Here is a 22,603-nt window from a genome sequence, read left to right as displayed (position 1 = left end):
CAGCTCGGAACAGGCCTCACGCACCGCCGCCTCGGCGGCGCGCACCCGCTCGTCGGCGGCCACGGCCCGGAGCGCCTCCAGCGCAGGATCCTCGGGCGAGGGGGCGCCGTCGGCGGGCGAGTCAGCCTCCGCGCCTGCACCGACCCCACCGGTATTCGACCCTCCGGTCGACACGCCGGGCCGGCCCGCCACACCCTGACCTCCGGGCCCCCTCAGACCGCCCGGCTCCGACGGCCCGATTCCCACAGACATTCGCACCACGCCCCCACTGTGGCACACCGCGGTCACCGCCGGCCACAGGCACCGTCAGTCGGCCTGAGGCCCCGCATCCCGACGAAACCAGCACGAGGCGAGCGCACCCCCTAGACTCGATCAGGTGAGTGACTCCCCCTCCCATCACGCCCCGGGCTCCGGCCCGCCGCCCGCGACCCCTGGAGCATCGGGTCGGCCACCGCGCAGTCGCCGCCCCGACTACGTGCTCACCGCCGTCGTCGGAGTCCTCTTCGCCCTGGGTGCCTCCGCCCTCCTGGGCCTGACCGCCGACCAGACCTCGGTACTGCGTACCAGCCTGCTGCTCGGCGCTCTCCTGCTGCTCTCCTCGGCCGCCGCCGTGCTGTTCGCCAGTCGCTCCTCGCTGGGCGCGCTCGCCACGGGGCTGACCGCGCTGACCGCCCAGTCGATGGTCTTCCTGGCCCCCATTCACGCGGCCTCCTTGACCGAGCCCTGGCTGCAGCGGCTCGTCAGCACTGGTTTCATGCTGGTCCTGGCGGGCCTGTGGCTGGGCGGCTCCTGGGGGATGCGTCTGGCCCGCCGCGCCGGCCAGGCCCAGGGGCACGCCGCCTTCCGCCTCACCGAGGCCGACCGGACCGTGGGCTCCACTCCGACGCCGCCGCCTTCGCGCCGTCGCGATCACCTCCTGTCCCTGCCCTGGGTCATCGGCGGGCTGGCGCTGGCGGCCTTCCTGCTGCCGCGTGCCTACCTGCGGGCAGTCGCCCCCGGCGTCCAGACCGGGCCGCTGCTGCTGGCGGCCGTCCTCGTCTCCTTCCTGGCCCTGGCCGCAGCCGGCGCCTCAACGGCCCGCTCCACCCTCGGTGCGCGCGTGACCGGCCCCGTTCTCGTTCTTGCGGCGGTGCCCGCGCTCAGTAACGATATGATCCCTGGCGGCCATCTGGTCTCCAGGCTCCTGCCGTACGGCCCGAACGCCGTCGTGCTCGCCGCCACCGGCATCGAGCTCATGGCGATCGGCTGGGGGGCACATGTGGCTCGCCGGCAGGGCCGTGCCAACGCGCTGGCCAGGCTGCGATCCGGCGTCTGAGGGTCCCATGCCCGACTCCGTGTCCCGGAGTTGACCGGTCCCTTCCGGTATCCCCGCCCTACTACTACCGTGTGCATGCGTAAGGAGACCTCGTGAGCACCGACAACACAGACCGCACCGCGCCGCAGGCACCACCCGTCCCCTCCGACGACGTCGCCCCGTCCTCAAAGGCGGCGTCGACACCCACAACGCGGACACCGGCCACGGATCCCCGTTCGGGAGAGGCGACGGTCAACCTGGCCGATGAGGCCCTGGGCTCGGCCTCCCTCGCGAGCCTCGTCGGCAAGGTCACCCAGGTCTCCCAGGCCGCCTCTCCCGCGCCTCGGGCAACGGCGGTCCAGGACGGCGAGGCCGCTCAGGTCAGTGCCGCCGACGCCGATGAGGCAGAGACAGCCGATGACGGGGCCGGCGAGGCAGGAGCAGCGGCCGCTGACGACGAGGCCGACACCTTGAACCTCCGCGAGCAGGCGCCCTTCGCCGCCTCCGGGAGCCGCGCCGCCCAGGCCGTCGAAACCGTCAAGACCGCCGCCAAGACTGCCGCGAACACCGCCCGGGTGGTCGCCGGCACAGCCACGGACACAGCCGATGAAGCGGCTGAGGACACCGGCGCTCCTTCCGAGGAGCCGACGTCCTTGGTGCACCAGGACCCTCACGGCGGAGACCTCCCGGCCGACCGCCCCGTCCAGGCCCCGTTGCGTCCCACCGTCGACGACGCAGTCGTGGAGACGGCCATCAGGGCCACTGCGGCCAATGGCATGCCGCGGTCGATTCCGCCGTCGTCGGAGCCCGGCGAGGTAGAGGAGCCGGCACCGGTCGCCGACGCGGCCCAGGCCACCACGGAGGCCACGACCGAGCCGGCGGCCCCCGAGGTCGCCGGTGCCCCGAAAGCCCGTGCTGAGACTGTTGAGGCCGGCGCCACCCAGGTCGCCGTACAGACCACGGCGCCCACGGCTCCTGAGCCCACCCGCTCCGAGGAGCCTCAGGACTCGGCCGCAACAGCGGCAACGCCTCCAGCAGCCACCGCAGCTACCGCCAACAGCACGACCAACACAGCCAGCACAGCCAGCACGACCGCAGCCCTCAGCAGCTCCGCCGGCTCCGCCCCGGAGGTGCCCTCGCCCGCCGCGGTGGACGACGAGGACGAGGCCCCGGCAGTGAGCACCGAGCCCACCCGTCAGTCGGCAGGCGCACCGGACATCCGGCCAGCCAGCCGGCCGATCAGCCATCCGGCCAGCCAGCCGACCACAGCGTCCGCCGCAGTGCCGACGACGACAGCGGCCGCGGACAGTCAGGGACGCGCGCCCGTGGCCGATACCGCCGAGGCTCCCGCGGCGCCGCAGAGCCTCTTCGAGACTGAGGACTTCGAAGACTTCGAAGACTTCGAAGACCTTGAAGAGTTCGATGACTTCGAGGACTCGTCCCAGCCGGAGGAGCCCACCGAGACCGATGACCTCGACGCCCCTGAGGCAGAGGCCGACCTCGCCCCCGCGTCCCCGGTGATTCCCGCCCCCGTGACCGGTTCCCCCGCCGTGAGGGCCGTACCCGTCTCGGTGGCCACCGGTGCGGCTCGAGCCTCGAACGAGATCACGGGCGCCACCCCGCAGACCCCCTCCACCGCAACCGGCACCACGGATGACGCGGCGGGCGTGGACGACACTGACAACACCAATATCGACAGCATCACCGACATCGACGACATCACCGACGCCGACGACACCGACAACATCGAGGACTTCGACGGCGAGCTCGACGCGGACAACGACGAGGCCAGCGAGGTCGGTGAGGCCGAGCAGGTGGCCGGGACCGACGAGGAGATCGAGGACGATGCCGAGAACGCTGTCGAGGAGGCTGCGCAGCCGGCAGCCGCCTCGGTGCCCGTCTCGACAGCCGCCGTCGATGACCGTGAGGACGATGAGGACGTCGACGACACCGGTGACGGCTTCGTGCCCGTTGAGGCTCCCGCCACCCCTGCGGCCTTCCCGACCTCCTCCGCGCCGTCAGCGGCCACGACGACGCCGGCCGCCCCGTCGGCCGCCCCGTCACCATCAGTGGCGTCTCCGGCCGAGCCGGAGGCACCGGAGTCAGCGGCCCCGGCGGCGCCGGTGAGCGCTGCGGCGGACAACCGCCCCTCTGCCCCGTCCTGGCCGGCGACCCCCGCGGCCCAGCTGGCCCGGACGGGCTCCGCCGCCAGCGCCCCCTCGGCGCGTTCCACCGAGTCGGCGCCCCGAGCCGTCTCGTCCCCGTACATCGAGCTCTCCGACCTCCACCCCGAGGCCCCCGCCTCCGCGAGCGCCCGGGACTACCGCCCGACGCCGACAGCCTCGCCGTCGGCCCCCTCCCCGCAGCAGACGCCCGACTGGTTCCCAACCGCCCCCACCGCCCGGGGACTGTCCGCGAGCGCCGACGCCGGGCAGAGTGACGACCCGGAGGAGCGCGGCCGCTCGCGGGCCCGGCAGGCCGCCATGGCCATGACCGGTGCCGACGAGGATGACGACTCCATCCTCCTCAAGGGCGCCAGCGCGCTGAGCGCCCCGGGCTCGCGAGTCGAGACCCACTGGGCCGGAGTACTCGTCGCCATCGTCCTGTTCCCTCTGGCCTGGTTCCTCGTGCACGACGGCGCCGCCACCCTGACCGGCGGTAACCCCTCGGCCTGGCCGGCGGCCGCCTCCCCGATGGGCGCGCTGGAGATCCTGGGTGGGACCGCGGCCTGCGCCGCCGCCCTGTTCATGATCTCGCGCTCCTCGCTGGGGGCCTTCGTCGTCGGCGCCATCAGCACGGTCATCGGTCTGCCCTTCGTCCTCACGCCGGGGGTCACCAAGTCGATCCTGGGGCCCACGGTCGATCGGCTCCAGGCCCACTCCGACCTGGGCAAGGCCCTGTCCACCTACGTCATGGACGACGGCCTCTCCGGCCGCTTCATCCTCATGGGCGTGCTCACGATCATGGTCGCCGTCGTCGCCCACCTGGCTCGCCGGGCCGGGCAGCGCACGCAGGACGACGTCCGCGGCCCGCGTGACTGAGCCCGACGCCGCCCCGCCGCCCGCCGGGACGGAAGGGACAGGAGCGCCGTCGGCTCGACGGATGCAGACCCTCGCCGATGCGGCCCGTGACGCGGTGCCGATCGTCGTCGGATACGTGACGCTGGGGCTGGCGGCCGGGATGCTGCTGGTCGCCGAGGGCCTGGCCTGGTGGTGGGCGCCGGTGTGGAGCCTGGTCATCTACTCCGGGACCATGCAGATGCTGCTGGTGCCGCTGGCCGGCGGCGGCGAGCCGCTGGCGACCATCGCCCTGTCCACCGGTTTCGTCTCGGGCCGGCACGTCTTCTACGGGCTGGGCTTCCCCCTGGAGCGGGTGCGGGGCAGGGCGCTCACGCGCCTCTACGCCGTCCACGCGATCACCGACGAGGTCTACGCGCTGCTGGCGGCGCGCGACCGGCGGGCCATGAGCGGGCGCTACCTGGTGGGCGTGGAGGCGATCAGCCACGCCTCCTGGGTGTCGGGCACGACCATCGGTGCGCTGGCCGGCACCGCGCTGGCCTCCGTGGTGGGTGAGCGCATCGAGCTGCTCGGCTTCGTGCTTACCTCCCTGTTCGTGGTCCTGGCCATTGAGAACTGGCGCAATCACCCCGACATCGGAGTGCTGTGCGTGGGGCTGGTGGCCGGCGGGATCGGCCTGGCGATCGGTGGCTCGGCGGCGCTGCTGACCGCGCTGGTGATCCTCGCCGTCGGCCTGGTGGGGCTGTACGCCTGGCGCGGCCGCCGCCCCGGGACGAGCGCGCCGGAGCCGGGGCGGAGGGCCGACTGATGCTCACCAACCCGCAGATCGCGGTCGCCGTCGTGGTCGTTACCGTCATTACCTTCGTGTGCCGGATTGCGCCCTTCGTGCTGCTGCGCGGGCGTCAGGACAGTGCGCTGCTGGCCTTCCTGTCCCGGGCGATGCCGCTGGGGGTCATGATCGTCCTGGTGGCCTACACGCTGGGCGGGGTGAGCCTGTCGCCGTCGAGCTGGCTGCCGGCCGCCTGCGGGATCGGGGCGACGGCGGGCCTGCACCTGTGGCGGCGCTCCATCGGGCTGTCACTCATCGGCGGCACCGGTGTGTACGTGGCCCTCAGCCTCCTGCTGGGCTGACCCTGCCCCTCATCTGCGACACCTCCACCAACGCCCGCTGACGACCTCCCTGCTGGGCTGCCCCGGCCCCTCAATCCGTGATCAGCAGCGGCATCGAGCCCGACCTCCAGCTCCGGCACGGCTCCGGGAGCCGGTTCGTCCCGCTGCGTGTCCAAATCGGTGACAAAGAGGATATCCAGACGCTCACACCATTACCTGAACCGCGGAATCATGCGGTTTTCTTTCCTTGTTCTCCGCCTCGTCGCGGCCTTTGTCTCCGTTTTGGACATTCCCTGCCTCCGGCGGCGTCGTGGACGTACGGGAGAGGGGCGGAGACGGAGCGCAGCCGGCGCGCCGCCGGGGACGGGTCGTATCGAGGACTGCCTGGCTCCACAGACGGGGACATCCTGCGCCGTCGGGGACATTCCGGTACAGACGGGGACAATCGACGCCGCCGGGGGCCGAATTCCAGTCCCCGAACGCGCGTCCTGTCCCCGCCAGGGACGACACGCACCCAGGCGCGCAGAATGTCTCCGGCAGGCGGCCCCGTCGCCGGTACGGGGCGCCGACCAGTAGGCTGCGGGCGTGCCTGTTGACGTCAACCGCCCCGGCCCCTGGACCCACCGCAACCTCACCGCCCGCGGCACCCGTTTCCATGTCGCGCTGGCGGGCCCCGAGGCCCCGGCCGGAGCCGGCCCCCTCACCCTCCTGGTGCACGGCTTCCCCGAGTGCTGGTGGACCTGGCGCCACGTCATCCCCGCCCTGGCGCAGGCCGGGCACCGCGTGGCGGCTCTCGACCTGCGCGGCTTCGGCGGCTCAGACCGGCCGCCGTCGGGCTATGACCTGGTGACGCTTGCCCAGGACCTGGCCGCCGTGGTCCGGTCTCTGGGACATGAGCGGGCCGTGGTCGTCGGCGCGGGGCTCGGCGGCCAGGTCGCCTGGGCGCTGCCGCACCTGGCCCCGGACCTGACGACGGCGATCGTCCCGGTCGGCGCCCCCCACCCGCTCGCGCTGCGCTCACTGCGAGCCCGGGCGCTGTCCGGGCCGGCGCTGCAGTACGTGAGCCTGCAGATCCCGGGGCTGGCCGAGCGCCGCCTGCGCAGCCGCAGCGCCTTGGAGGGCCTGCTGCGCTCCTGGGCCGGGCCGCTCACGCGCGAGGCGGTGGCCGAGGAGGCTCCCTACTATGCCGAGCTCCTGTCCCGACCCGGCGCCGCCCGCAGCGCCCTGGAGCCGCTGCGCAACCTCGTGCTGTCCCGGGCGGAGACGGCGGCCCTGGACAAGCCGGTGACGGTGCCCGTCCTGTCGGTGCAGGGCGAGCTCGACCCGGTCCAGCCCGCCCAGGCCTACGCGCGCGACACCCACCGCGTAGCCGGCAACCTGCGTCAGGTGACGGTCCACCGCTCCGGCCACTTCCCTCAGGAGGAGACCCCGGCCGGGTTCGTCCGGGCCCTGCTGCCCTTCCTGGCCGACGTCACCCCACCCACCTCCGCCTGATGCCGCGAGCCGGGCATTTTTCGCGTAGCCCTACCGTTTTTCTGTTGGGCTACGCGAAAAATGCCCGGCTCGGCGTCGGCCCAGCGTCGGCCTGCACAGGCTCGGCCCTCAGACGCCCACCTGCGGGCACAACCCGGCCTCGAGCAGCGCGCACTGGCCGCAGCGGGGCGAGCGGGCCGAGCACACCCGGCGCCCGTGCTCGATGAGCCGGTGGCAGCCGTCAGTCCAGCGCCACGGCTCCCACAGGGTCGCAATGTCCTTCTCCACCCGCAGCGGGTCCTTCGACGTCGTCCACCCCAGGCGGCGCGAGAGCCTCCCCACGTGGGTGTCCACGGTGATGGCGGGCTGTGCGAAGGCGTTGCCGAGCACGACGTTGGCGGTCTTGCGCCCCACTCCCGGCAGGGACACCAGCTCCTCTCGGCTGCGCGGCACCCGCCCCTCGAAGCGCTCGGTAAGCGCCTGCCCGATGCCGAGCAGGTGGCCGGCCTTAGCACGCTGGAAGCCCAGGGGCCGCAGGATCGCCTCGAGGTCCTCGCGCCGGGCGGTCCCCAGGGCGGCGGCGTCGGGATAGCGCCCGAAGAGCTCGGGGGTGACCGTGTTGACGCGCGCGTCGGTGGTCTGGGCAGACAGGACGGTGGCCACGAGCAGCTGGAAGGGACCGTCGTGGTCGAGGGCGCAGGCGGCGTCGGGGTAGAGGGCTATGAGCTCATCGTCGACGGCGCCCGCCCGCCGAGCCGCCTCATCCAGGGTCTCCGCCTCGGCAACCTCGGTCGCCGTCCCGGCCGCCTCGACCTCACTACTCACTGCCCTGCGCACTGTGTCCTCTCTGTCCTCTCTCCGCGATCTCATCGGCGGCGTCACCGGCGCCACCAGCCCCGATCCGCCCTCAGAGCGGGCCGTCCTTTGAAGACCGCCATTGCAGTCGATCCCGCCGCCGACCCGCAACCTCACGGATAGGACCGTGTCACACGACGCACCCGATTTTGCTCACTTCCTTTTGACCTGCAACACACGGAGGCTACAATGCTCGACGGCGTGCCACAGGTCACAAGCCGTGGCAGGATAGACCCGAGGGCTCCCGCATGCGGGATGCCAGCCCCCTAACCACCAGGAGGATCTCCGTGGAAGACAGCATTATCTCCAGGATCCCGCTCTTCGAGGGCCTGAGCCCGGAGGAGCAGGAGGAACTGCGCGCCATGATGACGCAGACGACTCTGCGCCGTGGCGAGACCCTCTTCAACGAGGGCGACTCAGGCGACCGCCTCTACATTCTCCTCTCCGGGAAGGTGAAGCTCGGCCACGCCAGCGCCGACGGCCGCGAGAACCTGCTCGCGGTGCTCGGCCCCGGCGAGATCGTCGGCGAGCTGACCCTGTTCGACCCGGGCCCGCGCTCCACCACCGCGACCGCCGTGGCCCCTACCGAGCTCCTGACGCTGGACCACAACCAGCTCATGACCTTCGTGGAGTCCCACCCGCAGCTGGCCAAGGACATGCTGCGCGCCCTGGCCCAGCGCCTGCGCCGCACGAACACCGCGCTGGCGGACCTCGTCTTCTCCGACGTGCCCGGCCGCGTGGCCAAGGCCCTGCTGGACCTGGCCGACCGCTTCGGCTCACCCACCGACGACGGCGTCCACGTTCCCCACGACCTCACCCAGGAGGAGCTCGCCCAGCTGGTGGGCGCCTCGCGCGAGACGGTCAACAAGTCGTTGGCCGAGTTCGTCTCCCGCGGCTGGATCCGCCTGGAGGGCCGGGCCGTCACGCTGCTCGACGTCGACCGCCTGCGCCGTCGCGCCCGCTGAGGTCCCGCCTCGGGTCGCGAGCCCTCAGCACAGCGCACCGGACGAACCGCCGAGCGCTGACGTCCGCATCAACGTCACAGACAATGCCGCGCCTGCGGCCGGGACTACCGGACCGCAGGCGCGGCCGTCGTGCGCGCTGGCGCCGCCGAGCGGCCCGTCAGGACCGGGGGCGCTTGAGGTAGGCGATGAGGTTGTCCGTGCCGGACGGACCGGGCACGACCTGGACGAGCTCCCAGCCGTCAGCGCCCCACTGATCGAGGATCTGCTTGGTGGCGTGGGTGATGAGGGGGACGGTGACGTACTCCCAGGTGGTCGGCGCGGCGGAAACGGGCTCAGAAGATGCAGTCATGGGCCTCAGCCTAGGACTCGCCGCCAGGCGCCGGAAACCCGGAACGCGGGGACAGCCTTCAGGAGGCGCAGCGCACCCGGGCCAGGATGCGGGGGGCGCGACGGGCGTGAATCTCGGCGACGAGCTCGTCATCCTCGCGCTCGAGCCACCGACCCCAGTCGTCGACCTCGGGGAAGCGTCGCAGTAGCGCCCGCCTCTCCCGCTCGGTCAGTCCGCCCCAGACGCCGAAGCTGGACTCGGAGTTGAGCGCCTCGGCCAGGCACTCCATGCGAACCGGACATGCGAAGCACAGTGATCTCGCGTCGCGCTGCTCAGCGCCCTTGCCGAAGAGCTGGTCAGGCTCGACGGCGGCGCAGGCCGCTTGGGCCGCCCAGGTCTGGTCGTCTTGAATCATGCTCACTCCCGATCCATTCAACGGCCGACGCCGTTGTCGGTCACGTCACAGTCGTTACCGTATGGCAACCGAGCATCACACACCAAATCCTCACCCTGTGACCCGGGCAATCCGATCCCCGCGAGCCCCCGACAACGTACCGACGATCAGCGCAAACAAGGGGAGTTCTCTGATAGCGAGCCGATTGCTGGGCGTCGAGCCCGCCGCCCGCCTTACCTTTCCCACGGCTGGGGAATCCAGTTCTCACGGATGTCAGGCGGCGCCCGAGCCGCACCCCTCCTCAAGGGATCGTGATGCCACCGTGACTCTCGCCTGAATATTTCCTAAGAATTATCTGAGTGTCAGAGTTGTCTCGCTATGTGGCCGAGCGCCCTGCCACCGAGCGCTCGCCGCGACGTCGAATCACCCCGCAGCCCCGCCGAACGGGAGGCACCGAGCCGGCCTCTAAGGGTCTTCCCAGCCCGAAGAGGGTCTACGCCACTGCATCCTCCAGGCGATTCCACGTAGGCTGGCGCCATGGCGAAATCCTCTGCGCGCGGGCGCTCACTGACACCACCCCAGGTCGTCTCGATGCTCGTGGTCTTCCTGACTCTCTCGTGCGTCGGCGGCGTCCTGTCAGCGGGCTTCGCTGTCCCCTTCGTGGGCGCCACGGCAGCGCTGACCAAGGCGTCGGCCGAGCTCTTCGAAGAGCTCCCCAGCGACTTCAACATCCAGCCACCCAGCCAGATCTCCACCCTCCTGGCAGCCGACGGCACCGAAATCACCAAGTTCTACGCTGAGAACCGCATCGTGGTGCCTCTGAGCTCGATCTCGGTCAACATGCAGAACGCCATCGTCGCCGTCGAGGACCAGCGCTTCTACCAGCACCAGGGCGTTGACCCCACCGGCATGGTGCGAGCCCTGGTGTCCAACAACGCAGGCGGCTCGCGTCAGGGCGCCTCAACGCTGACCCAGCAGTACGTGCGCAACACGCTCATCGAGACCGGCCTGAAGAACGATGACCACAAGATCATCAAGGACGCCACCGAAAGCACCGTGGCCCGCAAGCTGCGGGAGATGAAGTTCGCCCTCAGCCTGGAGCAGAAGTACTCCAAGCAGCAGATTCTCGAGGGCTACCTCAACATTGCCGCCTTCAGCCCCTCCACCTACGGGGTCGAGGCCTCCGCCCGGCACTACTTCAGCAAGTCGGCCAAGGATCTGACGGTGGCCGAGGCCGCCCTCATGGCCGGCACCACCAACGCCCCCAGCGCCTACGACCCAGTCACCCAGCCGGAGCTGGCCAAGAACCGCATGAACTGGGTGCTCTCCAAGATGCTGGAGGAGAAGTTCATCACCAAGCAGCAGTACGACGAGGCCGTCGCCACCCCGATCGAGAGCATGCTGCACGTCTCGGAATCCCCGGCCGGATGCGGTGCTGCGGGAAGCGCCGCCTACTTCTGCACCTACGTGGTCAACGAGATCCTCGGGTCGGAGAACTTCGGGCCTGATATCGCCTCCCGCCGCCAGCTCCTGACACGCGGAGGCCTGAAGATCACCACCACCTTGGACCTTCAGCGTCAGAGCGCCGCGGACAGCGTCATCCAGTCCAATGTCCCCACCGGCGACCCCTCGGGAACCGACACGACCATCGTCTCGATCGAGCCCGGCACGGGCCGGATCCAGGCGCTGGCCCAGAACAGCAACTACGGCGCCGGCGGCCCGGACAGCACCGACACCCAGCTCGTCTACGCCGCGGACGCCAAGCACGGCGGCATCGAGCTCAGTGACGGAACCGTCGGCTTCCAGCCGGGGTCCACCTTCAAGGCCCTCATTCTGGCCGACTGGTTCAAGAACGGGAACTCCGCCAGCGCCAGGCTCAGTGCCGTCCCCAGAACCTTCCGCTGGGACATCCCCTGCGCCCCGGAGAACAACGACCCGACCTGGGCCCCGAAGAACGTTGACCCCTCCCTCAACCGCGCCACCAACGTCACCGAGGCCACGAAGCTGTCCATCAACGTCGCCTACGCCGAGATGCTCAGCCGCCTCAACGTCTGCGACGTCACCAGCTTCGCCGCCTCTATCGGAGTGACGAAGGCCGACGGGACCCAGCTGGACCCCCGCCCCTCCATCGTGCTGGGCTCGCAGAACGTGCCGCCCCTGAGCATGGCCAACGCCTACGCGACCTTCGCCGCCGGCGGCAAGTACTGCAAGCCCATCGCCATCGACCAGATCCTGGACGCCAGCGGCACCTCCATGGCCGTGCCCAGCGCCAACTGCACCCAGGCCATGGACCAGGGGGCCGCGGACCTGACGGCGACCACCTTGACCGCCACGTCACAGAGAGGCGGAACGGCTCAGCAAGCCGTCTTCGGCCGACCGATCGGCGGCAAGACCGGAACCACGGATGACAACAATGACGCCTGGTTCGTCGGCTTCACCCCGCAGCTGGCCACCGCCGTCTGGATCGGTCACGCCGGCAGCCCCAGGACCCTCAACTACCAGCAGATCGGCCCGCACTACATTGGCATCATGTACGGTAGCGACCTGGCTGTGCCGATGTGGCGCGACTACATGTCTCAGGCCGTGGGCAACGACCCGGTCCTGCCCATTCCCTCTCACGGGTGAGCGGCTCTCCCCGCGAGAACGACAACTGCACAGAAGAGGACCCGACTCCCCATGACGCCCTGCCCTGCCGGCCGCACCGCCCTGTCCGTCGTCGGCACCACCGCCGCTCTGGGGGCGGCCACGCTGGCCTACAGCCTCATTGAGGCCAGGCGCCCCGTACTGCGGCGCATCGATGTGCCGGTGCTCGCCGCCGACGAGGAGCCCCTCACGGTGCTGCACCTGGCCGACCTTCACCTGACGGGCCGCACCGAGGCGCGGGTCGCCTGGGTGCGCCAGCTGGCGCAGCTGCAGCCCGACGTCGTCGTCAACACCGGCGACAACCTCTCCCTGGCATCCGGGCTGGAGCCGCTACGGCGGGCGCTCGAACCGCTGACGAGTCTGCCTGGGGCCTTCGTCATGGGCGACCACGACTACCGCTCCACCGTCTTCCGCCTGCCGACGCGATACCTGCACCGGGACCCGCGCAAGGCCTCCAGCCTCGTGCGCGACGAGGACATCGAGGCCCTGCCCTGGGAGGAGGTCCGTGACCTGCAGGCCGCCGGCGGCTGGGTGGACCTGACCAACCGGCGCGGCTGGCTGACCGTGCGCGGGCGGCGCATCGACCTGGTCGGCGTCGACGACCCGCACGCCAACCGCGACGTCCTGCCCGTCCCGGAGGCAGCCGGCTCAGCGGATTCGGCCACCTCCCTGCCGGCGATCCGCGACCACGAGGGCCGGGCTCTGCGGCTGGGGCTCACGCACGCCCCCTACCGGCGGGTCCTGGAGGCGATGTCGGCCGACGACGTCGACCTGGTCCTGGCCGGGCACACCCACGGCGGGCAGCTGTGCGTGCCCGGGGTGGGGGCGCTGGTGACCAACTGCGACCTGGACCGGGGGCGCGCCTCGGGCCTGTCACAGTGGCCCGGCCGGCTCGGGGACCCGCGGGCCGCCGACCACATGTACCTGCACGTCTCCGCCGGGCTCGGCACGAGCCCCTACACGCCCGTGCGCCTGGCCTGCCGGCCCGAGGCCACGCTGCTGCGCCTGCTGCCGGCCTGAGGCGGAGTGCCCCCAGCGCTCTGCCGCGGCACTTCAGTGCCCCGCTAACACTTCGACAGAATCTTCAAAATCGACGCTGAGCCGCGTCTTCTATGAAGTTTTGGTCGAAGTGTTAGGGCCGGCGGCGGCGCGGCAGGCGATGGCGTGGCCGATGCCGATGCGGCGGCTGACCCCCGTCACCAGGACGGTGCGCCCCGCCAAGGGCAGGGGGTCGCGTCCGGCGGGGCCGCTAGGACCGGCGGCGCTGCTGGGGCCGCCCGGAGCGGTGGAGGCGTGTCCGTGGTGAGCGTCGGTGGTCATGCAGGTGAGTGTAGAAGAGCGGGCACCATGGGAAGGACTCCCCAGGCGCGTCATCGAGATTCCCGCGAAAGAGGGCTCATCGGTGTCACCGCCCTGCCCTATCCTCGGCCTCATGAGCTCACCGACCATCGTGCCCTGGAGCACCGAGCAGGTCACCGCGCTGGCACCGGACAAGCAGGTTGCCACGGCCGGCCTCAAGCTGGCCTCGCCCACCAAGTGGTCCGACACCGGCGTGCACGAGGCCTTGGTGTGGGGAAGTGCCTCAGGGTCGGGCAAGAAGCCGTACCGGGTGTGCGTGGATCTGTCCGGTCCGGCCTTCAAGTGCTCCTGCCCCAGCCGCAAGTTCCCCTGCAAGCACGCCGTCGGTCTGCTGCACCTGTGGAGTCAGGGCCAGGTGGCTGGCGGGGAGCCGGAGGCTTTCGCCGCCGAGTGGCTGGAGGGCCGGGCCAAGCGGGCCCAGCAGAAGGCCGCGCGGCAGGAGTCCGCGGACCACCCCGAGGCCCCGGCCCGGGCAGCCGCCTCCGCAAAGAGCGCCGCGGCTCGAGCTCGCACCCGCGAACGGCGCATCACCGAGGGGCTGGCGGACCTGGAGCGGTGGCTGGCCGACCAGTTCCACCAAGGGCTGGCCAACAGCTCGACCCAGCGCCCCAAGCAGCTGACGGCCTTCGCCTCCCGCATGGTCGATGCCCAAGCCCCCGGAGTCGCCCGGCGCCTGACGGCCCTGTCACGACTGACGGACTCCTCCCCCAACTGGCCCGAGCGACTGGTCGACGGGCTCGGGCTGCTCCACCTGCTCATTCGGGCCTGGACCCGCCGTGAGCAGCTGCCCGACGACCTGAGGGCCACTGTCCACTCCTACGTAGGGATCACCGTGCGTACCGAGGACGTCCTGGCCTCGCCCGGCGTCGGTGACACCTGGGTGGTCGTGGCCGGCCGGGACACCGTGGAGGGCAGGCTCGCCGAGCGCCGCCTGTGGCTCTACGGCACGACCACCCGGCGCTGGGCGCTCATCCTCGCCTTCGCCCCCGTCTCCGGCGGTTTCTCCACCACTGTCGTTCCCGGGACCCGGTTCGACGCCGTCGCGCACTTCTACCCGGGGCGCGGCCAGCTGCGCGTGGCCCTGTCCGATGAGCAGCCCTCGCAGCCCGTGACCGGCTGGGTGCCCGAGCCCTCAGGGACGGCGTCCGCTCGGGACGCCTGGAGGCGTGCTGTCGCCGCGGACCCGTGGGTGGAAGCCATACCAGTGCTGGTCTCAGGGCGCTTCCGTCTGCTCGGCAACGGTGAGCCGGCACTGGGGGACGCAGACGGGGCGCTGCCGCTCGTCGTGCCCGACGACGCCCGATGGGTTCTGCCGCTTCTGGCCGACAGTGACGAGGTCACAGTTGCCGGTGAGCTGTCGCCCGCGGGCCTGCGGGCTCTGAGTGTTGTCACCGACGGAGAGGTGCGTGCCCTGTGAGTGACCTGCCCCGGTTGTCCCAAGCCGCCGTCATCGGAACACGTGCGAGACCCTTCTCTTCGAAGGCCCTCCCCAGAGCCGTCGCCGAAGCCCTCCCCGCCCAGCAGGAGAAGACAGAGGGTGGGGATGCGGGCGACGCGGCGGACGGCACCAGTGTGCTCCTGGACGCGGCCGCCGCCTACGGTGCGGTGCACCGCGCCACGATCCCCTCGGTCCCCTCCTCCGCCGCCCGGGACACCGGTTGGCCGACGTCGTCGCGCCCCCTGGCGCCGCAGGCGCTGCGCCCCGTCCTCGAGCAGATCCTGGCCAGCAAGCCCCAGCAGCAGCTGCTGGCCACCGCACTGGGGCTGGTGGCCGACTGCGGCTGGAGGCTGCCGGCCCCGCTCCTCGTGCGCGTCCTCAATGAGACCGCCTACAGGCACGAGGAGCGCGAGGCGGTCCTCGACGTCATCGACGAACGCGCCGCAGCGGTGCTCCGCGAGCATCCGGTGTGGGGCAAGCGGGTCGAGCCCCTGGTGTCCCTGCCCGGCGGCGGCTCCGGGGACGACTCCGTGTGGAGACTGGGCACCACCGCCCAGCGGCTCGCCTACTTCAGGCGGCTGCGCGCCCAGGACCCGGCTGCAGCACGGGCCCTCATGGTGGCGTCATGGAAGAAGGAGAAGGCCGAGGCCCGCGAGGGGATCGTCGAGGCGCTGGCCACCGGTCTGGGAGAGGCGGACCTGCCTCTGCTGGAGATGGCCATCACGGACCGCTCCGGAGGGGTGCGCCAGGCGGCGGCCCAGGTGCTCCTCCATCTGCCCGAATCCGGCCTGGTCCAGCGCGCCGAGGCCCTGGCCGCCTCGCATATGAGCGTCACCAAGCGGTTTCTGCGCACCCCCCGGGTGGACTGCCGACCTATCGAGGTGACCGACGAGGTCCTGCGTGACGAGTACGGGGAGCGCGGCACCGGAGACCCCTCCCGAGTCGACGTCGGCCCACCGGCCGCCAGGAGAGCGGCTGCCGGACACCCTCCTGCTTTGCTGGAGGAGGTGGTCGGACGCGTCCCGATCGACCGCTGGCCGGCTCTCATCGGGCTGTCCGCCGGTCAGCTCCTCGAGGCCGAGGTGACCTTCGAGGGCAAGCCGCTGGATCTGAGCAGTGCCCTGTTCACCGCGGACCGCCGTGAAAGTGGCGCCCTCATCGAGGCCTGCACGGCCGACGCCTTCAAGCGGGGTGATCTCGATCGCTTCACCGACATGCGCCGCTTCTGGCCGCGCCCTTACTCCGCGGAGCACTCGCGCCGCATGGTCTCCTTCCTCCGGTCCGCCCTCGGCTCGCGCCGACCCGAGGACATCGGCTACTGGACCACCCAGGAGACCACCAGGCTGCCGGTCTCCTGCCACGCGGCGGTCCTGCCCGAGGCACTGGCCCTGATGGAGGAGGTCTCCCGTCCCGACTCAGCGCCGGCCTTCGTGACCGACGCCGTCGAAGGGCTGCGTCTGAGACTCCGGCTGGAGGCTCTGCGCACTCCGCCGTCCTAGCCGCACCGTAAAGCCCCATGCCCTGTTTCTTCCCGACCGTCCGCCGACCACCCGCCCATCAGCCACCGAGGAGCTCCCGTGACCAGCACCCAGACCATGGATCAGACCAGCACTGACAACGCGCCCCTGCTGCGCCCGCACGCCGAGCAGCGCTACGCCGAGGAGCTCGCCGCCCTGGCACGTCTTGACGAGCGCACCCGGCCGGCGAGCTGGCGGCTCTCACCCTGGGCGGTGGTCACCTACCTCATGGGCGGCACGTTGGAGGACGGCACCGTCATCACCCCGAAGTACGTCGGCAATCGGCGTCTCATCGAGGTAGCCGTGGCGACCCTGGCCACGGACCGGGCCCTGCTCCTTCTGGGGGTGCCGGGAACGGCGAAGTCCTGGGTGAGCGAGCACCTGGCCGCGGCGATCTGCGGCACCTCCACGCTCCTGGTTCAGGGCACGGCGGGCACCTCGGAGGAGGCGGTGCGCTACGGCTGGAACTACGCCCGGCTCCTGGCCGAGGGCCCCTCACAGGCGGCACTCGTCCCCTCCCCCATCATGACGGCCATGGGGACGGGCCGGATCGCCCGGGTCGAGGAGCTCACCCGCATGCCCTCCGACGTTCAGGACGCCCTCATCACGGTGCTCAGCGAAAAGACCCTCCCGGTGCCGGAGCTGGGCACCGAGGTGCAGGCGCACGGGGGCTTCAACCTCATCGCCACCGCCAATGACCGCGACCGCGGCGTCAACGACCTCTCGGCGGCGTTGCGCCGCCGCTTCAACACGGTGGTGCTGCCGCTGCCGGCCTCGGCGGAGGAGGAGGTGAGCATCGTTGCTCGCCGCGTGGAGGACCTCGGTTCTGCGCTCCAGCTGCCTGCCGCGGAGGGCGCCCTGGAGGAGATCCGTCGGGTGGTCACCGTCTTCCGCGAGCTGCGCCAGGGTGTGACGGAGGACGGACGCACGAGCCTGAAGTCGCCGTCGGGCACCCTGTCCACGGCGGAGGCGATCTCGGTGGTCACCAACGGTCTGGCCATGAGCGCCCACTTCGGCGACGGCGTCCTGCGGCCCTCGGACGTGGCCGCCGGGATCCTCGGGGCGGTGGTGAGCGACCCGGTGGCTGATCAGGTGGTGTGGTCGGAGTACCTGGAGGCTGTGGTGCGCGAGCGCCGCGACTGGTCGGACTTCTACCGCGCCTGCCATGAGGTCGGGCAGTGACCGTCGGCGCAGGGCTCAGCTCCGGGGCCGACGTCGGAGCCGAGGCCGAGTCCGCAGGCGGCACTGCAACCGGGGCCGAGGACCCGCGCCCACCTGTGCGGGTCCTGGGGATCCGTCACCACGGTCCGGGCTCGGCACGGGCCCTGGCCACGGTGTTGGAGGACTACCGGCCCGACTGCGTCCTCATCGAGGGGCCGGCAGACGCCGATGGTCTCATCGAGTGGGCGGGCCGAGGGCTGGAGCCGCCGGTGGCCCTGCTCGCCTGGGACAACACCGATCCTTCGCAGGCCTCCTTCTGGCCGATGGCTGTCTTCTCCCCCGAGTGGCAGGCGCTGTCCTGGGCGGTGACGCACGGGGCGCAGGCCCATTTCATGGATCTGCCGGCTGCCGCCGTCCTGGCCGCCCGGAAGGCCGAACGGGACCGGGCCCGGTCGGAGGCCGACGCCGAGGCCGGAGCCGAGGACGAGGTGGAGACTGAGGGGCTCGTCGACGATGCGGCCTGCTCGGAAGACCCAAGCGACTCGGGCGGCTCGGAGGGGACGGACAGCCCAGCGGATAGCAGATCGGAGGGCGCGGACGTCGCGGCCCGGGACACGGCCCAGCCGGTGCGGACCGACCCGATCGCGGAGCTGGCGCGCCTGGCCGGCTACGAGGACCCGGAGGCCTGGTGGGAGGACGTCGTCGAGCTGCGTATGGAGGGCGACCCCTTCGACGCACTGACCGAGGCGATCGGGCTCCTGCGGGAGGCCTCCCCAGAGACCGACGAGGCCACGCTGCGCCGCGAGGCGCATATGCGCAAGGTTCTCCGGGCGGCCAAAAGGGCGGGCCACGAGCGGATCGCCGTCGTGTGCGGGGCGTGGCACGCCCCGGCGCTGGCCGGCAGGCCGCCGAAGGTCGCCCAGGACAACGCCCGGCTCAAGGGCATGGCGAAGGCCAGGACGTCGCTGACCTGGGTGCCGTGGACGCACCAGCGTCTGGCCGGGGGCAGCGGTTACAGCGCCGGGGTGGAGTCGCCGGGCTGGTACCACCTGCTTTTCACCGCACCGGACCGGCCGGTCGTGCGCTGGCTGACGCAGGTGGCCGCGTCGCTGCGCCGTCAGGACCTGCCGGTCTCCTCGGCTCACATCATTGAGGCGGCGCGGCTGGCCCAGAGTCTCGCCGCGCTGCGCGGGCGCCCCATGGCCGGTCTCGACGAGCTGAGCGAAGCGGTCCTGTCGGTCATGTGCGATGGCAGCACGGTGCGGGCAGCCGCCGCGACCCGTGAGGTTCTCATCGGCGAGGCGCTCGGCAGCGTGCCCGACGGCGTCCCCATGGTCCCCCTGGACGCCGATCTGCGCTCGACCGCCAAGAGCCTGCGCATGGCCTTCGCGGCGGCTCCCAAGACACTCTCCCTGGACCTGCGCAAGCCGCGGGACCTGGCCAAGTCCCAGCTGCTGCGACGCCTGGAGATTCTGGGGATCACCTGGGGCAGACGGCAGCGGGTGGCCTCGAGCGGCACCTTCAAGGAGGTCTGGGAGCTCGAGTGGGACCCGGAGATGTCCGTGCAGGTGGTGGAGGCCGCGGCCTTCGGCACCACAGTGGCCTCCGCCGCCGGGAACGCCCTGCTGGGCGCCACCGACTCCCTGCCGCAGGTGACCAGGTCGGTGGAGAAGGCGCTGACGGCCGGTCTGTCCGAGGTCGTGCCCACGCTGCTGGGAATCCTCGACGAGCAGGCGGCCCGCGAGATGGATATCGTCCGGCTGCTGGGCTCGGTGCCGGCCCTGGCCCGCTCCCAGCGCTACGGGGACGTGCGCGGCACGGACGCCTCCAGTCTGGAGGCGGTGACCCGAGCCGTCCTGGTGCGCGGGTGCGCGGGGATGCCTGCGGCGGCCGCGAACGTGGATGCCCAGGTGGCCCGCACGCTGCGTACGACGATCGACGAGGTCCAGGACGTCATCGGTCTCCTGGACGAGCAGGCCGCGACGCTGTGGAACGGTGCGCTGCGCTCCGCGCTGGCCACCCGGAGCCTGCCGGGTCTGCTGGCCGGACGCATCACCCGGATGCTCCTGGACGCCGGGGAGTTGGACCGCGACGACGCCGCCTCGAGGCTGTCCCGGGCGCTGTCACAGGGCACGCAGGCCGAGGAACAGGCCGAGTGGATCGAGGGCTTCCTCGCGGGGGACATCCTCCTGCTCAGCTATGACAACACCCTGCTTGAGGTGCTCAACGAGTGGCTGGCGCGCATCGGGGACCAAGCCTTCGTCGACGTCCTGCCCGCGCTGCGACGAGCCTTCGGCCAGTGGCCGAGCCCTCAGAAGACGGACCTGGCCCGGCAGATCCGGGACCTCGGGTCCCCCACCCCGGACGGGAACGGCCCGGTAGAAGAGGCCTTCGACGACGTCGAGGCGGTTCTGGACACCGTGAGCATGATCCTGGGAGGTACCCGATGACCGCGTGCGAGCGCACCGACGACGAGAACCAGCCGGAGCAGCACACCGGCCAGGCAGTCTCAGCGGACCCGGCCAGCCAGGCCGACCGGGCCGACCGGGCCGACGTCGAGCCCACCACGATTGAGCAGCGCTGGCGCCTGGCCCTGGGCGTGGACGCGCGTGGCTACTCCACCTCCCTGTCGGAGGGCCACAGGGCGATGGACGCGGCACTGGCGGACCTGTACGACGTCGACCCGCAGGACAAGGAGCGCGGGGGCCTGGGCGGCTCCGCGCCCCATGTGGCTCGCTGGCTGGGGGACATTCGCAAGTACTTCCCCTCACGAGTCGTGCGGGTCATGCAGACCGATGCCATTGGCCGCCTGGGGCTCACGACTCTCCTGCTGGAGCCCGAGGTGCTCCAGGGCGTGGAGCCCGACGTGCACCTGGCGGCGACGTTGGCCACCCTGTCGGAGATGATTCCTCAGGAGGCCAAGGCGACGGCGCGCACGGTCGTCGACAAGGTCGTCAAGGAGGTGGAGGAGCGGATCGCCGACCGGCTTCAGCAGTCGGTGCGCGGTGCGCTGGACCGCTCCAGGAGGACCTCGCGGCCCCAGCTGGCCGACATCGACTGGAACCGGACCATTGCCGCGAACCTCAAGAACTACGTGCCGGAGCTGGGCACGGTCATCCCGGAGAGGCTCGTGGGGCACGGCAGACGCCATCGGGGTATTCAGAAGGAGTTCACCATCTGCATGGACCAGTCCGGGTCTATGTCCTCCTCGGTCATCTACGCCTCCATCATGGCGGCGGTCATGGCCTCGATCCGTTCACTGCGTACCACGCTGGTTGCCTATGACACCGCTGTCACGGACCTGACGCCGCTGCTGTCAGACCCTGTCGACGTCATCTTCGGGACCCAGCTCGGCGGCGGCACGAACACCTCCCCGGCCGTCGAGTACTGCCGGCAGACGATCACGCGGCCGGCGGACTCGGTGTTCATCCTCATCAGCGACCTGTACGACTCCGACCCGAAGCAGATGCTGGGACGGGTAGGGGAACTGTTGGGAAGCGGGGTGCAGGTCGTTGTGCTGCTCGCCCTGAGTGATGACGGCGTCCCCAGCTACAACCACGACGTCGCCAAGCGGCTGGCCGCGATGGGGGTGCCGGCCTTCGGGTGCACGCCGGACGCCTTCCCGGGTCTGCTGGCGGCCGCGATCCACGGTGAGGACCTGGACCGGTGGGCTGATGAGCAGGCGGCTGCGCAGGCCGAGGGCGCCTGAACCGGCCGGCAGCGTCCCAGTACGGGCGGGGCGTCCCACGGCCGGTACCCCAGATCTCGAGCCACCGCCGAAGCCGACTCACCAGCCACCACACGCGCCACCGCATCGCGACGCCCCCTGACTAACCCCAGTCCCAAACATAAAACACCCCTCTACGAGTGGTGCATCCACCACCAGAACCCACCGCCCCCCGACGCGCAGGATGGCCCCCCGCGTTGGATGCGGGTCGGCGCCTCAGGCCTCGGTGCGCGCGAGCTCGCGGGCGAAGGCCTCGTGGTTGACTTGCGAGGACAGGACGAAGCGGATGAGTCCCAGGCGGCCGACGGCGTCGGGATCGGTTCGGGAGAGCTGTTCGACGGCGCGCGCCCGGGCCACGGCGATCTCGGCGACCTGGGTGATCGGCCAGCCGTAGACGCCTGCGGAGACGGCGGGCAGGGCGATGCCGGTGCAGCCGAGCTGGATGGCGAGCTCCAGGGAGCTGTCGAAGCAGGCGCGCAGCAGGGCGGGGTCGTCCTCGCCGGTGTGGAGGTTGGGGCCCACGGTGTGGATGACCCAGGCGGCGGGCAGGTCGAAGCCGGGGGTGGCCACGGCTCGGCCGACCGGCAGGCCGTCGGGCAGCTCGGTGTCGCGCACCTTCTGGCAGGCGTCGAGCAGGCGGGGGCCGGCGGCGCGGTGGATGGCGCCGTCGACTCCCCCTCCGCCCAGGAGGGTGCTGTTGGCGGCGTTGACGATGGCGTCGACCTTCTCGGTGGTGATGTCGCCGACGACGGCCTCGATGCGCATGGGAGCTCCTTGTCTACGGCGGGTGCTCGGCGGGTGTCCTCCGTCTTGTCAGCCCGTGCGCCTCACGGGCGGGATGGGGCCCGAGGATGACGGGGCCTGGACCGCTCAGGGTGCTCCGGGGTGCGGGCCAGCAGGCGGACCGGCCGTGAGCAGCCTGGCACGGTGGGCGTCTCGAGCCAACCGGGTTCCGACAGGGAGCGAACATCGACGTGACAGAGGACTCAGCCGATCCGATTTCCTCCCCGCGGTGGGTGGAGGCTATGCTGTCGCCTGCTGCACACGGGGTGTGGCGCAGTTTGGTAGCGCGCTTCGTTCGGGACGAAGAGGTCGTGGGTTCAAATCCCGCCACCCCGACGACGAGGACGTCCGCGAGCTTGCTCGTGAGACGTCCGAGGAGGAGAGGGTCGAAAGGCCGAAGGCCTAAGCACCCCGACTTTCAGTTGTTATTCCAACGTAAAGTCAGATCTTAAAGCACCACGTTCACGCCGATAACCCTTAGTCCATTGAGCGAGCGCCTCGCGTTCGTAGGGTAGGTCGCGAGTTCGTACACTGAACCC

General features: G+C 71.2%; 17 protein-coding genes, 1 tRNA gene and 2 pseudogenes. 14 read left to right on the top strand and 6 right to left on the bottom strand.

Annotation, left to right across the window (positions count from 1 at the left end):
- Nucleotides 1-252: pseudogene (locus tag RIV14_RS11820) on the bottom strand (hypothetical protein); the annotation flags it as partial.
- A 124-nt stretch (nucleotides 253-376) separates the two neighbouring features.
- Between RIV14_RS11820 and RIV14_RS11815 the strand changes: the two are divergent.
- The 5 genes from RIV14_RS11815 (at nucleotide 377) to RIV14_RS11795 (ending at nucleotide 6,915) form a co-directional block, all read left to right on the top strand.
- Nucleotides 377-1,315 (top strand): hypothetical protein, encoded by a 939-nt coding sequence (locus RIV14_RS11815; protein ID WP_256695074.1) that lies wholly within the window; start codon nucleotides 377-379, stop codon nucleotides 1,313-1,315.
- Nucleotides 1,316-1,407: 92 nt separating this feature from the next.
- The gene (locus RIV14_RS11810) at nucleotides 1,408-4,335 is read left to right on the top strand and encodes a hypothetical protein (protein ID WP_256699280.1); all 2,928 of its coding nucleotides are present in this window, start codon (nucleotides 1,408-1,410) and stop codon (nucleotides 4,333-4,335) included.
- Entirely contained in the window at nucleotides 4,328-5,119 is a 792-nt protein-coding gene (locus RIV14_RS11805; protein WP_428978883.1) for an AzlC family ABC transporter permease, read from the top strand. Before RIV14_RS11810 ends, RIV14_RS11805 begins: the two co-directional genes overlap by 8 nt.
- Nucleotides 5,119-5,442: a branched-chain amino acid transporter permease gene (locus RIV14_RS11800; RefSeq protein ID WP_075372415.1), complete on the top strand. Its 324-nt coding sequence runs from the start codon at nucleotides 5,119-5,121 to the stop codon at nucleotides 5,440-5,442. Before RIV14_RS11805 ends, RIV14_RS11800 begins: the two co-directional genes overlap by 1 nt.
- 564 nt (nucleotides 5,443-6,006) lie before the next feature.
- Nucleotides 6,007-6,915, top strand: coding sequence for an alpha/beta fold hydrolase (locus tag RIV14_RS11795; protein WP_075372416.1), 909 nt, complete (start codon nucleotides 6,007-6,009; stop codon nucleotides 6,913-6,915).
- Nucleotides 6,916-7,023: 108 nt separating this feature from the next.
- Here the strand turns inward: RIV14_RS11795 and nth are convergent, their stop codons facing one another.
- Complete coding sequence (nth, locus tag RIV14_RS11790) at nucleotides 7,024-7,785, bottom strand: endonuclease III (RefSeq protein ID WP_256699282.1); 762 nt, start codon at nucleotides 7,783-7,785, stop codon at nucleotides 7,024-7,026.
- A gap of 251 nt (nucleotides 7,786-8,036) precedes the next feature.
- Here nth and RIV14_RS11785 point away from each other — a divergent pair, with 251 nt between their 5' ends.
- Nucleotides 8,037-8,714: a Crp/Fnr family transcriptional regulator gene (locus tag RIV14_RS11785; RefSeq protein ID WP_003787943.1), complete on the top strand. Its 678-nt coding sequence runs from the start codon at nucleotides 8,037-8,039 to the stop codon at nucleotides 8,712-8,714.
- A gap of 157 nt (nucleotides 8,715-8,871) precedes the next feature.
- On the opposite strand, the gene sp36 is transcribed toward RIV14_RS11785, so the two are convergent.
- Together sp36 and RIV14_RS11775 are read right to left on the bottom strand one after the other, a co-directional pair.
- On the bottom strand, nucleotides 8,872-9,063 hold the full coding sequence (gene sp36 / locus RIV14_RS11780) for a Sp36 family protein (RefSeq protein WP_003787945.1): 192 nt from the start codon (nucleotides 9,061-9,063) through the stop codon (nucleotides 8,872-8,874).
- Between the two features lie 58 nt (nucleotides 9,064-9,121).
- Nucleotides 9,122-9,457: a WhiB family transcriptional regulator gene (locus RIV14_RS11775; protein WP_075372417.1), complete on the bottom strand. Its 336-nt coding sequence runs from the start codon at nucleotides 9,455-9,457 to the stop codon at nucleotides 9,122-9,124.
- 516 nt (nucleotides 9,458-9,973) lie between these two features.
- Between RIV14_RS11775 and RIV14_RS11770 the strand changes: the two genes are divergently transcribed.
- A complete protein-coding gene (locus tag RIV14_RS11770) occupies nucleotides 9,974-12,061 on the top strand; it encodes a transglycosylase domain-containing protein (RefSeq protein ID WP_075372418.1) in 2,088 nt (695 codons plus the stop codon).
- 51 nt (nucleotides 12,062-12,112) lie between these two features.
- Entirely contained in the window at nucleotides 12,113-13,099 is a 987-nt protein-coding gene (locus RIV14_RS11765; protein ID WP_075372419.1) for a metallophosphoesterase, read from the top strand.
- A gap of 123 nt (nucleotides 13,100-13,222) precedes the next feature.
- Here RIV14_RS11765 and RIV14_RS11760 read toward each other — a convergent pair.
- Nucleotides 13,223-13,399, bottom strand: a pseudogene (locus RIV14_RS11760) (SDR family oxidoreductase); the annotation flags it as partial.
- Nucleotides 13,400-13,511: 112 nt separating this feature from the next.
- On the opposite strand from RIV14_RS11760, the gene RIV14_RS11755 reads away from it, so the two are divergent.
- The 5 genes from RIV14_RS11755 (at nucleotide 13,512) to RIV14_RS11735 (ending at nucleotide 21,263) form a co-directional block, all read left to right on the top strand.
- The gene (locus tag RIV14_RS11755) at nucleotides 13,512-14,855 is read left to right on the top strand and encodes an SWIM zinc finger family protein (RefSeq protein ID WP_075372437.1); all 1,344 of its coding nucleotides are present in this window, start codon (nucleotides 13,512-13,514) and stop codon (nucleotides 14,853-14,855) included.
- Nucleotides 14,852-16,375: a DUF5691 domain-containing protein gene (locus RIV14_RS11750; RefSeq protein ID WP_075372420.1), complete on the top strand. Its 1,524-nt coding sequence runs from the start codon at nucleotides 14,852-14,854 to the stop codon at nucleotides 16,373-16,375. The genes RIV14_RS11755 and RIV14_RS11750 overlap by 4 nt, the downstream gene beginning before the upstream one ends.
- Before the next feature lie 78 nt (nucleotides 16,376-16,453).
- Nucleotides 16,454-17,575: an ATP-binding protein gene (locus tag RIV14_RS11745; RefSeq protein WP_256277337.1), complete on the top strand. Its 1,122-nt coding sequence runs from the start codon at nucleotides 16,454-16,456 to the stop codon at nucleotides 17,573-17,575.
- Complete coding sequence (locus tag RIV14_RS11740; RefSeq protein ID WP_075372421.1) at nucleotides 17,572-20,004, top strand: DUF5682 family protein; 2,433 nt, start codon at nucleotides 17,572-17,574, stop codon at nucleotides 20,002-20,004. Before RIV14_RS11745 ends, RIV14_RS11740 begins: the two co-directional genes overlap by 4 nt.
- Entirely contained in the window at nucleotides 20,001-21,263 is a 1,263-nt protein-coding gene (locus RIV14_RS11735) for a VWA domain-containing protein (RefSeq protein WP_081381837.1), read from the top strand. Before RIV14_RS11740 ends, RIV14_RS11735 begins: the two co-directional genes overlap by 4 nt.
- Before the next feature lie 234 nt (nucleotides 21,264-21,497).
- On the opposite strand, the gene RIV14_RS11730 is transcribed toward RIV14_RS11735, so the two are convergent.
- Nucleotides 21,498-22,046 (bottom strand): O-acetyl-ADP-ribose deacetylase, encoded by a 549-nt coding sequence (locus tag RIV14_RS11730; RefSeq protein ID WP_075372422.1) that lies wholly within the window; start codon nucleotides 22,044-22,046, stop codon nucleotides 21,498-21,500.
- A 280-nt stretch (nucleotides 22,047-22,326) separates the two neighbouring features.
- Here RIV14_RS11730 and RIV14_RS11725 point away from each other — a divergent pair.
- Nucleotides 22,327-22,400, top strand: a tRNA-Pro gene (locus RIV14_RS11725).
- The last annotated feature ends 203 nt before the right edge of the window (nucleotides 22,401-22,603 follow it).

Origin of the sequence: Actinomyces acetigenes (assembly GCF_031296635.1) — a bacterium.
Taxonomy (GTDB): domain Bacteria; phylum Actinomycetota; class Actinomycetes; order Actinomycetales; family Actinomycetaceae; genus Actinomyces; species Actinomyces acetigenes.
The sequence above is the reverse complement of the archived record's forward strand: the minus strand, read 5'-3'. Positions and strand labels throughout refer to the sequence as shown.

Excerpts from the sequence above, each read along its gene's own strand:
- RIV14_RS11800 (WP_075372415.1), top strand. The coding sequence starts at position 5,119 with ATGCTCACCAACCCGCAGATCGCGGTCGCCGTCGTGGTCGTTACCGTC.
- sp36 (WP_003787945.1), bottom strand. The coding sequence starts at position 9,063 with ATGACTGCATCTTCTGAGCCCGTTTCCGCCGCGCCGACCACCTGGGAG.
- RIV14_RS11775 (WP_075372417.1), bottom strand. The coding sequence starts at position 9,457 with ATGATTCAAGACGACCAGACCTGGGCGGCCCAAGCGGCCTGCGCCGCC.
- RIV14_RS11770 (WP_075372418.1), top strand. The coding sequence starts at position 9,974 with ATGGCGAAATCCTCTGCGCGCGGGCGCTCACTGACACCACCCCAGGTC.
- RIV14_RS11765 (WP_075372419.1), top strand. The coding sequence starts at position 12,113 with ATGACGCCCTGCCCTGCCGGCCGCACCGCCCTGTCCGTCGTCGGCACC.
- RIV14_RS11755 (WP_075372437.1), top strand. The coding sequence starts at position 13,512 with ATGAGCTCACCGACCATCGTGCCCTGGAGCACCGAGCAGGTCACCGCG.
- RIV14_RS11735 (WP_081381837.1), top strand. The coding sequence starts at position 20,001 with ATGACCGCGTGCGAGCGCACCGACGACGAGAACCAGCCGGAGCAGCAC.
- RIV14_RS11730 (WP_075372422.1), bottom strand. The coding sequence starts at position 22,046 with ATGCGCATCGAGGCCGTCGTCGGCGACATCACCACCGAGAAGGTCGAC.